General features: G+C 47.8%; 16 protein-coding genes and 2 pseudogenes. 13 read left to right on the forward strand and 5 right to left on the reverse strand.

Annotation, left to right across the window (positions count from 1 at the left end; all coding sequences use genetic code 11):
• Positions 1-3: 3 nt before the first annotated feature.
• Positions 4-204: a hypothetical protein gene (locus ACGS9J_RS08915; protein ID WP_442230572.1), complete on the reverse strand. Its 201-nt coding sequence runs from the start codon at positions 202-204 to the stop codon at positions 4-6.
• Here ACGS9J_RS08915 and ACGS9J_RS08920 point away from each other — a divergent pair.
• From ACGS9J_RS08920 to ACGS9J_RS08960, 9 genes and pseudogenes are all read left to right on the forward strand, one after another.
• Positions 176-1,480 (forward strand): annotated as a pseudogene (locus ACGS9J_RS08920) (VENN motif pre-toxin domain-containing protein); the annotation flags it as partial. The gene ACGS9J_RS08915 and the pseudogene ACGS9J_RS08920 overlap by 29 nt on opposite strands.
• A gap of 96 nt (positions 1,481-1,576) precedes the next feature.
• On the forward strand, positions 1,577-1,810 hold the full coding sequence (locus ACGS9J_RS08925; protein ID WP_442230573.1) for a hypothetical protein: 234 nt from the start codon (positions 1,577-1,579) through the stop codon (positions 1,808-1,810).
• Between the two features lies 1 nt (position 1,811).
• Complete coding sequence (locus ACGS9J_RS08930; protein WP_442230574.1) at positions 1,812-2,066, forward strand: hypothetical protein; 255 nt, start codon at positions 1,812-1,814, stop codon at positions 2,064-2,066.
• A gap of 6 nt (positions 2,067-2,072) precedes the next feature.
• Positions 2,073-3,014 (forward strand): VENN motif pre-toxin domain-containing protein, encoded by a 942-nt coding sequence (locus ACGS9J_RS08935; RefSeq protein WP_442230575.1) that lies wholly within the window; start codon positions 2,073-2,075, stop codon positions 3,012-3,014.
• Between the two features lie 949 nt (positions 3,015-3,963).
• A complete protein-coding gene (locus tag ACGS9J_RS08940; RefSeq protein ID WP_442230576.1) occupies positions 3,964-4,113 on the forward strand; it encodes a DNA/RNA non-specific endonuclease in 150 nt (49 codons plus the stop codon).
• Positions 4,110-4,442, forward strand: coding sequence for a hypothetical protein (locus ACGS9J_RS08945; protein ID WP_442230577.1), 333 nt, complete (start codon positions 4,110-4,112; stop codon positions 4,440-4,442). Before ACGS9J_RS08940 ends, ACGS9J_RS08945 begins: the two co-directional genes overlap by 4 nt.
• Positions 4,443-4,510: 68 nt before the next feature.
• Positions 4,511-4,606, forward strand: coding sequence for an HNH/ENDO VII family nuclease (locus tag ACGS9J_RS08950; RefSeq protein WP_262033155.1), 96 nt, complete (start codon positions 4,511-4,513; stop codon positions 4,604-4,606).
• 139 nt (positions 4,607-4,745) lie between these two features.
• Positions 4,746-4,994, forward strand: a pseudogene (locus ACGS9J_RS08955) (hypothetical protein); the annotation flags it as partial.
• A 372-nt stretch (positions 4,995-5,366) separates the two neighbouring features.
• Positions 5,367-5,750 (forward strand): hypothetical protein, encoded by a 384-nt coding sequence (locus ACGS9J_RS08960; protein WP_149574141.1) that lies wholly within the window; start codon positions 5,367-5,369, stop codon positions 5,748-5,750.
• A gap of 61 nt (positions 5,751-5,811) precedes the next feature.
• Here the strand turns inward: ACGS9J_RS08960 and ACGS9J_RS08965 are convergent, their stop codons facing one another.
• From ACGS9J_RS08965 to ACGS9J_RS08975, 3 genes are all read right to left on the reverse strand, one after another.
• Entirely contained in the window at positions 5,812-6,156 is a 345-nt protein-coding gene (locus ACGS9J_RS08965) for a hypothetical protein (RefSeq protein WP_442230578.1), read from the reverse strand.
• On the reverse strand, positions 6,153-6,377 hold the full coding sequence (locus ACGS9J_RS08970; protein ID WP_442230579.1) for a SymE family type I addiction module toxin: 225 nt from the start codon (positions 6,375-6,377) through the stop codon (positions 6,153-6,155). Before ACGS9J_RS08970 ends, ACGS9J_RS08965 begins: the two co-directional genes overlap by 4 nt.
• A 75-nt stretch (positions 6,378-6,452) precedes the next feature.
• Positions 6,453-6,809 carry a helix-turn-helix domain-containing protein gene (locus ACGS9J_RS08975; RefSeq protein WP_261110033.1) on the reverse strand — a complete coding sequence of 119 codons (357 nt, stop codon included), beginning with the start codon at positions 6,807-6,809 and terminating at the stop codon, positions 6,453-6,455.
• A 255-nt stretch (positions 6,810-7,064) separates the two neighbouring features.
• On the opposite strand from ACGS9J_RS08975, the gene ACGS9J_RS08980 reads away from it, so the two are divergent.
• The 4 genes from ACGS9J_RS08980 (at position 7,065) to ACGS9J_RS08995 (ending at position 9,765) form a co-directional block, all read left to right on the forward strand.
• A complete protein-coding gene (locus ACGS9J_RS08980; protein ID WP_442230580.1) occupies positions 7,065-8,081 on the forward strand; it encodes a VENN motif pre-toxin domain-containing protein in 1,017 nt (338 codons plus the stop codon).
• Positions 8,071-8,343, forward strand: a complete 273-nt coding sequence (locus ACGS9J_RS08985) for a hypothetical protein (RefSeq protein WP_442230581.1) — start codon at positions 8,071-8,073, stop codon at positions 8,341-8,343. Before ACGS9J_RS08980 ends, ACGS9J_RS08985 begins: the two co-directional genes overlap by 11 nt.
• A 100-nt stretch (positions 8,344-8,443) precedes the next feature.
• Positions 8,444-9,010: a hypothetical protein gene (locus ACGS9J_RS08990; RefSeq protein WP_442230582.1), complete on the forward strand. Its 567-nt coding sequence runs from the start codon at positions 8,444-8,446 to the stop codon at positions 9,008-9,010.
• A 179-nt stretch (positions 9,011-9,189) separates the two neighbouring features.
• On the forward strand, positions 9,190-9,765 hold the full coding sequence (locus tag ACGS9J_RS08995) for an Ail/Lom family outer membrane beta-barrel protein (RefSeq protein WP_442230583.1): 576 nt from the start codon (positions 9,190-9,192) through the stop codon (positions 9,763-9,765).
• Between the two features lie 45 nt (positions 9,766-9,810).
• On the opposite strand, the gene abgT is transcribed toward ACGS9J_RS08995, so the two are convergent.
• Positions 9,811-11,337, reverse strand: a complete 1,527-nt coding sequence (gene abgT / locus ACGS9J_RS09000) for a p-aminobenzoyl-glutamate transporter (protein WP_442230584.1) — start codon at positions 11,335-11,337, stop codon at positions 9,811-9,813.
• Positions 11,338-11,368: the final 31 nt, after the last annotated feature.

Genomic DNA, 11,368 nt, shown 5'->3' on the forward strand with positions numbered 1-11,368 from the left:
TCGTTACCAGCACCATCCGCCACGGCGCTTGAACACCGGCGCATTGCCGATATCGTTCAGCGTGTCCGGAAAATCCTTCAGCCACAGGGCCACCTTCTTGCGGTTGTCGAGAATAACTATCTGAGCAGTAGGCAGATAGATGTACGGTCTGCTGAAATGAAATCCTGTCAGGCCAGCGGCGGTGAGCGACGGCACCATCATCATCCGCGATCAGGACAAACAGACGCAGAACGTCAACGACCTGAGCCGCGATGTGGAGCACGCCAACCAGACGTTAAGCCCGATCTTCGACAAAGAGAAAGAGCAGAAACGCCTGCAGCAGGCACAGCTGATCGGCGAGATCGGCAATCAGGCTATGGACATTGCCCGGACGGAAGGGGATATCCGCTCTATCAATGCAGGCAAGGCAGAGCTGAGAAGAAAGGGATCAAAGAGCCGGAGAAAGGGGCTGACAAGGAGCTCTGGGCGGAATACAACGAAAAACTGAAAGCGACAGACAGCTACAAAGCGACTCAGAAGGAGTGGGACACCGGCAGCTCGGTTCAAAAAGGTATGCAGGCAGCCACGGCAGCGATACAGGGGCTGGCAGGCAATAATCTGGCGCAGGCAATGGCAGGTGGGTTGAGCCCTTATGCGGCCGGGGTCATCAAGGCGATGACGACCAACGCGGATGGCAGCACCAACGTTGCGGCGAACGCGATGGCGCACGTTGTGTGGGGGGCTGTAGCGGCCAAAACCATTGGCAGGGGCAGCTGGTGCGGCCAGCGGAGAGCTGATGGCGCGTTACATTGCGGGCGAGCTTTACCCGGATGTGAAACCGGAAAACTTGACGGAAGATCAAAAACAGACCCTGAGTGCGCTGGGAACATTAGCTGCAGGGCTGGCCGGCGGGCTGGTGGGGGATGGCACCGGTGATGCCGTCGCAGGGGCGCAAAGCGGCAAGAATGCGGTGGAGAATAACTACCTCAGCGATGCTCAACTGATTCAAAAAGATAAAGAGTTAGTTGAGTGTGGCACCTTGGTATGCAAAGCGGGTACTCAGGCTAAATGGACTGCAATAGATGCGGGTCAGGATGGCAGCTTTGCGGCGGGGATGGTCGCGGGCGTGCCTGTTTCACTGTACGAAACGGTAGAAGGCATTGTGAAAATGGGCTTAAGCCCAGTAGACACATGGAACTCAATCTCTGCCTTATTCGACGATGATGGTGTATTAAGTAATATTGGCGGCGCAGTAAAACAATCTTATATCGACAGAATAGATAAACTGACCACTGAGTATCAAAAGGCGGGAGCCAGCGGCTCATTCAATGCAGGGGGCGAGGGTGGTAAACTACTGACTGATATTGCATCTTTGGCTGCCAGTGGTGCTGGTCTCGTGAAAGGCGGTGTCGTAATTACCGAGAATATTGCGGCTAAGGTTATTGGGAAAGCCGAAACTTTAGTTGCGAAAGGCGCTGCGGATACTGCAAAAGGGTCAACGAATATTAGTCGTGAAGCAACAAGCTCTCTTCAAGGGGCTAAGCTCAATGATTATTACCGTCAATTAGAAAAGTAAGGTCAAGCCGGGGTAAAAGAGTTGGAAAACGGAAGTTTCCGTTTTTATAGTGAAGTAAAACCTGCACGTACCCAAGGTGAAATGGCCGGTGCTCGACTGGTTCGAGAGTGGGATCCTTCATCAGGTAAAACGCGAACCTGGTATGAAACGGTTGACCATGCCGGGAATGTACGAAGTGTTGCTCCTAAGCCCGTTGTAGAAGAAAAAAATCATCGTATTTTTGATGCTGATGGTAACTATAAAGGAAGACGATAATATGTTGCATACTATTCCATCTAGAGATGACCTGAAATGTAAATTAGAACGACTTTGCTCTGGTGAGGAAAGCCGGGAGAAAATTTCGGCATGGGCAATGTCAATTATTGATGATGATTCAATTCGGATTAGCGACCCTATTGTATGGGATGTGCTTGAGTCGTTAGGGGCTGTTGATCTCCCATCAACGGATAGAGCTTATTTGTATGACTTAGTCGATTTTGAAAGCTGGTTATCCAAACTATCTGAGTCATAAAAAGGTGTGATCTTAATTAGCAGTGCCGACGCGATCGCGGGGGCGCAGACCGGTAAGACGGTGGTTGAGAATAACTGGTTGAGTGAGACGGAATCTCGTCAGCTTGATAAAGAGTTATCAGCGTGCAAAGCTGCTGGGAGAGATTGCAAACCGGTGCTTGAAAAGTACATAGAAATCAGTAATAAAAATAGTAAAGAACTGGCTGATGCCTGTACGGGGGGCGGTATTGCTTGTGTCACTTGGGAAGAGGTTATTCAGGCGAATACCAATGTCGCCCGAGATGCCGATCCGGCACAGTTCCGTTTGAGTGAGAAATTGAAGGATCCAGATGCCGCAGCACTGGTAAATTATCTCAATGGTTCGGATCTTAAGTTCCTGAAAGATAATATTACCACTGGAGATCGTGTGCTGGCGGTTGCCATCGATCCTACCTCTTGGCCAGCACTTGTGATGGGAGGGAAAGCCATAATCACGAATGGCGTAACTAAGGGGAAAGAGCAGTTGATAGCGGTAGGAGTTGCTAGTGCCGCAAATGCTGCAATTCAGTACGGTACAACGGGTGAAGTAAAACTCTCAGATGTTATAGGTTCCGGTGTAATCAGCGCTATCACTGCTGGTAAAGGTTATAATCCGACAGTGACGTGGAATGCTGCGGGTGGTTATTACCAAGCTGAGATGAAAGGTGACGATCCGTTTATGGGGGCGTTGCTAAGTAAAGCAGGTGCTTCCTCTGGCTATATGATGGGAAATGTTATTAAAATTCCTTTCGATAAAGTATTTAATCCGGTTTCAAAACAGTACGAATGGGTACAAACAGGAGTCTGGACAATTTCTAAGCCGGTTTCTCAGAGTTCCGTACCTTCAGTCGCCGCCAACGTTGTGGACTCTGCAGTATCGGGAGCGACTAACATAACAACGGACAAGATTGTGAAGGAGAAAAGCAAATGATAAAAATTCCAATATGGAAACTTGTACTGCTACTTGTTTATTCATGTTCAGTAATATCTATATTGATGTTCGTACTAAGCTTAGCTGTCCAGTGGTTAGGTGGGGATAATGATTTCCTTGGACCTTCGCAGTTACATGTTGCGTTCAAAATGGGGGGGGTGGGGGCTATTTTGGGCGTTGTTTTGTGGCTGGCATATTATATTCCATATAGAAGAAATTTTAGATAGGGTAAATATAACCCCTTCATAACTAACAGGCGTTGAGAATAATGCGCTGAGTGATATTGTACAGGCGCAGTCTGAAGGCAAGAGGCTGGAGCAGAAAGCTGGTAAAACAGTATGAATGGGTGCCAACAGGAGTATGGACTATTACCAAGCCAGTTCCACAGCATCCTTTACCCTCTATTATTGGAAATATGGGGGGCTCGGCAGTGTCAGAGATTGTGCCGAAATCTTTAGAAAAAACAGGAAGGTGATAAATGATAAAAACCTGGGTGTTTTAATTAAGGTTTTTTGCTTATTGAGTTTGCCATAAGTTCAGTTGTTCTGGTTACCTTTGTTTTTTTGAAGGGTTAACGTATATTTCAGAAGGTGTTTTCAGCCTGGATGATTTATGGTTAGGTTTGAGAGGTGCTACTTTTGGTGCTATTCCAGTGAGTTTAATTATTTGGTTATTTTATTATGTAGTGCCTGGGTTAAAAAAATAATTTTTTTGGGAATGTATAAATCCCGGCCAGTAAGACTGGGGCAGTTATTCCTAAGTCTCCAACCCACCATCTCATGCTGTTGTAGTCGGTTAATACTGGGTGCGGTGGGGAGCTCAATCTAATAAGCATGAACTTTATTGTCAGTGCTTTTAACGGTTCTGGTGAGAAGCTCAATCTTGTTCCGATGGATGGTAATCTAAATAAGGGTGTCTGGAAAAGATTAAGAACACTTGGGCTAACGCATTGAAAGATGGTAAAAACGTTAATGTTAAAATAGAGCCTATTTATAAAGGTAATAATGTAAGGCCTGAAAGTTTTAACGTGACATACTCTATTGATGGTGGCCGACCTGTATTCAAAGATATTAGTAATGTACCTGGAGGAATAAAATGAAAGAGCTAGATATTCTCCATAATAAAATTGGACAATTGCTAGTTAATGCTGGCCCTGACAATGCTCAAAAGATAGTTGCACGGGCGAAGCTTTCTTTAGAGGGTGATGTATGTGACTATGAATTTGATTACATAGATGACAAAGGTGATGAAGATTGGTTTATTCCAGATAAGTTGGCGGGTTACGATCTGAGATTATTGTTAGTTGAGCTAAGAGATTTTTATATAAAAAATAATCTTACTAATGGGAAGCCAGCTTGGAATGAATGTGAGATTGTTATTGACCTGAAAGCATCTAAGATATTCTTCAATTTTAAATATGATGATTAACAAAAGTCCCGGACTTGCGCCGGGATCTTCACCTCTAAGCCCTAACTTCCCACCGCTGTATCCAGCTAATAGATGCGGGTAGAGCGCCAATAGGTACTGATGGAAAACCTGTGAATCTTCATCATATGTTTTTACCAAATGCAACCGGATCACACCGGGTGTGACGGTGACTTCCAGTTGTGCCGCGTCGGTGATCCTGGTGTTCGGTGAATCGGATCTTACGCATAGCGATCTCCTCCGGGGACATAATCAGTATGTCGGAAGATCTCTAAAAGTGAATGGTTCGGATTACAGGGATGCTTACACGAACAGCGGTTGATCCGCGAACAGGTGATCAACCTGACCGGCCAGCGCTATCTGGACGGTTTCAACTACGACGAAGAGCAGTTTAAGGCGCTGATGGATCAGGGGCTGGCATTCAGCCAGCAATATAACCTGAAGGTGGGCGTGGCGCTGACGGCTGAGCAGATGGGGTTGTTGACCCAAGATATCGTTTGGCTGGTGAACGCCAAAGTCACCTTGCCGGGCGTAACCTCAATCTCAATCTCAATCTGGGCGAAGGCCTGTTTAACAGCGGTCATCGATTCTATCAAAGGAACCCAGCCTGTTTATTCTGGCTCTGTTATTACGAAATCTTTTGAAATGACCTTACCGAACGGTCAAAAAGTATGGGTGCATGGAAATGCTACAGAACACATGGCAGAATATGCAGCATCTAAAGCCGTAACCAATACGCCAGAGGCCGTTAGACTTGCCAGCCAGACAGAACTTAGAAGCTTTCAAGCGGCGCTAGATACAGCAACAAAGAACGGTATGTCATATGGGCGTATAACAGTTGATGGTTGGCAACTGGAAATTAAACCTCCGCGTGCTGTCGGTGAGTTGCCTACAGTCATTCATGCTCGTTATTTGGGGGGGAATTAAGTGGATATAGAAATTACAAGCCCTATCAATATCACATTGGACGTAATAGAACTTGATGAACATATTCCATCATTGAAGTTTAATTTGGTGATTCAAGTGAATAAATTTAGTTATAGCTTGAACGTAACTTCTCAGCAATGGCTTGAATGTCAATGTTTTGATGAGTTTATCGACAATATACGAAATGATGATATAGCTCATCTTAAAGATATGAATGGGTGTTTTGAATTGATTTTAAATCCAGTTTTAGGCTGGTTTGAATGGTCATGTGCCAAAGAAGATCTGGATGGGTATGTCACAATATCAAAAGGCAGAGAAAAATTAACAGACGAGACAAAATCTGCAATATATGCAGCGTTTAATAATTATCCAAAATGGTGGTGACTGTTAGATCTAAGCTACTAAAAATGAAAATAACCCCAGTCACTGGCCGGGGTTGCTACATTTAAGCTCTAAATCCTTCCCCCTCCCTCCGCCGTAGCCGGATCACACCGGGTGCGGCGGCGATCTCCAGTTGTTCGGCATCGGTGATGCCGGATCCGGTCAGCCACTCCCCACCGATCACCAGCTCGCCATTCTGCCGTACCCAGTCCGCGCCTAGATCCGGGCGATGTTGGCTGGCTTCACACAGCTCATTCAAGGTGGTGTCATCGGTGATGATGGTGATCCACAGCCCATCGGGCCGCAGGGTGAGTTGCAACGGCTCACCGATGCCAAAGCCCAGTTCAGCCAGCATACAGCCTGTGATCGTCAGTTCGGGGATCGGCTCTGGGGTAAAGGTGATGTTCATGCGATACCCTCTATGGCGGGTGCGATGCGGATGATCAACTGACCCGGTTCGGTGATCACCTCGATCCTCTGGCCGGTGGTAAAGCCCAACGGCTCCAGCCATTTACCGGTAAGGGTCAGCTGTGGCGGCGGGTTGGGCCTACCGCCGTTGGGGCGATAACCAACAATGCACTTGCGTGCTTGGGGTGTGGCGGGTTCTGACGTAGAATCTGCTCTAGCCATAGTAACTACTCCAATTAGTTGCTTGTGGTGAGCAGTAGCAGCAGGTTGCACCCTGCTGTTACTGCGTTATTTTCACTACCCTTCTTTTGTAACTTTTCTTGCTGAATCCCAACGTCGGGTTTGATAACGGATAATCAAACTTTCCAATACTTCGCGGATCACCGCCTGTTCGCTTTCATTTAACTGGCTGACAGCTTCGAATTGTAATGCTAGTGCATAAGTATGCCCACGTTCATATTCATCAAAAAGTAAGTAATCAGTACTGACCTGCAATGCTATCGCTATTTTTTTGAGAGCATCCAGAGAGGGAAATGCTTGCGAATTTTCATATTTCTTCCAACTGTTTACATGAATGCCAATGGTATCGGCCATATCTTGTTGGGAAAGCCCTAATCTTTGACGTAATTCATTTAATCGGGCAGCTAATGGCATAGAAAACAGAGTCCTGTTAAAGGGAGTTACCCAAATAGTATTTCATTGTTATCCCGTGGAATGGGTTTATGTTTAAAGGGTATCATTATGTTTAAAAAATACATCCTGATGTTTTTAAGTTTGCGAGATACTTCGCAAACCGTTAGTGGTAGGGGAACTTCATATTGGTAGTACGGAAAGGTGCAGGCAAGGATGCCACGGTAGGGCGGTAAGGTACAGCAAGGTATGCAGGCAGCGGTCGCAGCGGTGCAAGGGTTGGCCGGTGGCGATCTGCAGGCGGCAATTGCCGGTGGGGCTGCGCCTTATCTGGCAGAACAGATACACCGTCTGGCGCCAAATGAGGAAAGTCGTATTATCGCGCATGCGGTGGTGGCTGGTGCACTGGCAGAATTACAAGGTCAGTCGGCTGTTGCCGGTGCTGCGGGCGCGGCGACGGCGGCATTGGGTACCAAAGCGATTGCCGAGGCGATGTTCGGTACCAGCGATTTCAGCAAGATGCGCGAAGAGCAGCGCCAGACTGTTTCCGCGTTGGCTACGCTTGCTGGTGGTTTGGCCGGTGGCCTGGCAAGTGGTGATGCGGCGGGGGCGGTTGTTGGTGGACAATCCGGTAAGAATACTTCTGAGAATAATGACCAGAATATTACTTTACCACCAGGGTTGATAAGTTATGGTCAAGGAGCGACTACTCTACAAGCAAGTATGATGAACGAAGGAAAATCGTTCGATGAAATTCAAGCTGCAATGAGTCATTACGCCAAGGGAGATATGCCTGAGGGAGCTGATATCGCTAAAGTGATAGTAAATGGTTACGCTGATGGCGCAATGATTGCGGGGGCGATTTACCTTGGGCCAGCAGCATCGATCGGTAAGGTTGCCGTCAGCTCCGTCTTAAGTGGTGGAGCAAATGCTGCATATCAATGGTACGACATGAATAAGCCAGGGAATGAAGCCAAAACTTATGATTATTGGAGTACCACGGCGGCGGCAGTCACGGGGGGATTAGCGCCTGGAAGAGGTATCCCAGCGAATATCGGTATTGCCATTGGTGGAACTATCTTTACTGATGGAGCTGATCCTGGTGCTCTATCGGGCAGTGTCGCTGGCTCAGCGTTCGGTGGTGCCATCGGAACTTATGGTCCGACGGTGCTTAAACCTGTATTAGGACCATCAGCCGGTATGGTTAGCGATATCTTCGGCACCATGGGTGGCGAAGTTATTAGTAATGAATTGAAAAACACGATAAATGGGGTGGGGGATAAAAATGGAAAATAAACCTAAAGTGAAATTGAAAATATTGTTTATTAGCGTTATTTACTGCTTTGTGTGTTTTCTTGTGTTCATTTTGATAGTGAAGGTTGGTATTAATTTGTTAAAGTTTGGTGAGCTGCGCTTTACTCAGCAATCTTTTAAAGACTCTTTGGTGGTTAGTTGTATCGTTGGTGTTGCAGCCGGTGTTGGTTCATGTATTTTTGCAAAGATAGATGAGTATAACGCTAATAAAAAATCATCCTCTAATGAACCACCAAAGGATTGATAAATAAATAGACGTAATGAAAGAGGCTGAGCATGCCCCTTGATGGGGGCTTAAGATATTTTTTAATCCATATTCTTACATACAATGGAGTGTGATTTTTATGGCAATAAAATCAGGTGCAATTTTTGCCGTTTTTTTATCAGTCACTGCTGTTTCTGGCTGTTCCGTGAACTTAACAAAATCTGTCGATGACTACACTGGAACGGATTTTTCCAGGATCAGAGTGAAAAACTACCTGCCACCGTTAACCTTTGAGGTTTATGAGAAATCAGGGCAGTGCTACAAGCTTGTAGATGCCAAGAGCTTAACTGCTGGTGTTAATATCATCGGCATCAAGTCGACCTACAACAAAAAACTGCCGGGCATGCTGCCGCCATCTTCAGAGATGCAGGGGAGGGATGCCATAGAGTATAAGATTAAAGCTAATCAGCATATTATGATTACTTATAAAGAAGAAACCTTTAGATCGCAATATAATCAAAGAATAGAGACGCGCTCATCCAGTTTCATTCCTGAAGTCGGTCACGATTATGACATTTACCCGGTTAATTCTGGTGTAAGGATTGTTGACCTGACCAGTAGCACTCATGCGCCAAAATCCTGGAGCAATGAAGATAAAGAGTGCAGCTATAAAACAGGCTTGTTGGGTGGGCGAAATTACTATTGACGCGAAGCGGCTCGCAAGTTACCGGTGCAACTAATTAATTATGATACTGGATTTGCTACGCTGTCATTTTATCTATCAATTGGGTTAGATAATGCAAAATTAATCATTTATGCCGTCAATACGGTATGGATAGCTATTTTTGTACCAAAGTTGTTCTACTTACTATTAAGGAAGATTGCATGAAAAAGTTAGTCATCACCACACTGGTTCTCTCCACTCTGGGCTTCGGTGTTGCGGCCCATGCTGGGCAAAGCACTATCACTGCCGGTTATGCGCAGAGCAAGGTGCAGGACTTCAAGAATATCAACGGCGTGAACATTAAGTACCGTTACGAGTGGGATTCGCCAATCAGCGTTATCAGCTCATTTACCTATATGAGCGGTGACAAGGACGAGTCTTACAATGTCTATCGCGACAAGGTTAATAATCATGCCGAAGTTAAATATTACTCACTGTCCGTTGGTCCGGCATACCGTTTTAATCAATTTGTCAGCGTTTACGGGCTGCTGGGTTTGAATTATAACAAGGTAGATTACAAGTCATCCTGGAGTAATTACGCATACAACACTTACGAATATATGGGCGAAGAGAGCGGCAACCAGAAGAAAACCTCCTTTATGTACGGCATGGGCTTCCAGGTTAACCCAATGGAAAATCTGGCGGTGGATATCGGTTATGAAGGCTCCAGCCTGGATGCCGGCGGTAAAAATCGCTCTATCAACGGTTTCAATATCGGCGTTGGCTATCGTTTCTGATAGTTGAACGCTTCCGGCCTCCCGATATCAAGAGGCCGGTAATCGTTACCCCATCTTCGGATAGACCCCCGGCCCGATCGGCAGGCCGAGTGCGTACCACGCCAGCAACAGCAAAATCCACACGGCAAAGAACACCAGCGGATACGGCAGGATCAGCACGTAGTAGGTGCCGAGCTGGGCATCTTTGCGGTAGCGCTGCAGGAAACCGAGGAACAGCGGCAGGAACGGCGACATCGGCGCCAGCGGCAGCACCGAGGAGTCGGCAATGCGGAAGATCATCTGCGCAAACGCCGGGTGGAAGCCGAGCAGCATAAACATCGGCACAAAGATCGGCGCCAGAATCGACCAGATGGCCGAGCCGCTGGCGATAAACATGCACAGGAAGGCAGAGAGGAACATCAGGCCAAGGAACGCCGGTGCGCCGCTCATGCCGGCGGCTTCCAGCATATCGGTCAGGCCGATGGCCATAAACTTGCCCATGTTGCTCCAGTTAAAGAACGCCACGAACTGCGACAGCGGAAACACCATCACGATAAAACCGGCCATGCTTTTCATCGGCTCTATCAGGTGGTGGGGTATATCGTCCGGCCGCCGGATCTGTTTGGTCACCACGCCATAGGTAATGCCGACGGTGAAAAAGAACAGGATGATGATCGGCACAATGCCTTTAATGAACGGCGATGGGATCACCGAGCCGGTTTTCGGATCGCGCAGCGGGGCGGCTTCCGGCACCACCAGCGCGGCGATTATCGCGATAAACACCAGTGCGGCGATGCCGCTCATCATCAGCCCACGGTTTTGCAGCGGGGTCAGCGCCTCAATTTTGTCCTCCGCGTTGCCGCGCCATTCCGGCAACCTGGGTTCAATAAATTTATCGGTCAGCAGTGCGCCGGCGATGGTCAGCACGATCACCGAGGTGGCCATAAAGTACCAGTTGTCGATCACGCTGACGTGAACGGCGGCGTCTACCGCTTTGGTGGCCTCGGTACTGATACCGGACAGCAGTACGTCGGTGGTGACAATCAACAGGTTGGCGGTAAAGCCGGAAGCGACCCCGGCGATAGCGGCCAATAGCCCGGCTATCGGGTGGCGGCCCACGGCCAGGAACATCAGCGCACCGAGCGGTGGCATCACCACCAGCGCCGCATCCGATGAAATATGGCTGAAGAAGGCGATAAACAGCACCATGTAACTGGCATAGCGTGCGCTAACGCGTGAGGCCATTTTGTACATCAGTGCCTGCAACAGCCCGACCTTCTCGGCCAGTCCGGCACCGATCACCAAGGCCAAAATGGCACCCAACGGCGCAAAGCTGCTGAAGTTATGAATGATATTCGGGAAAATCCACTGCATGCCCGCCACGCTCATCAGGTTATTGACCTTGATCAGCTCGCCGGTGGCCGGGTTCTTCACCGCTACATCCAGCCAGGAGAACAGCGCCGTGGCCAGCATTAAAACCACGATTAAATAGACGAACAGTAAAAATGGATTGGGGATTTTATTCCCGATGCGTTCTACCCAGTAAAAAACGCGCCCGGGGCTTTTATTGACTGACGTTGTGGCCTCACTCATGGTCTTACCCTCTGTGTTTGTCCTGTTGTGT

The organism is Serratia quinivorans, from assembly GCF_052113645.1.
Lineage (GTDB): Bacteria > Pseudomonadota > Gammaproteobacteria > Enterobacterales > Enterobacteriaceae > Serratia > Serratia quinivorans_B.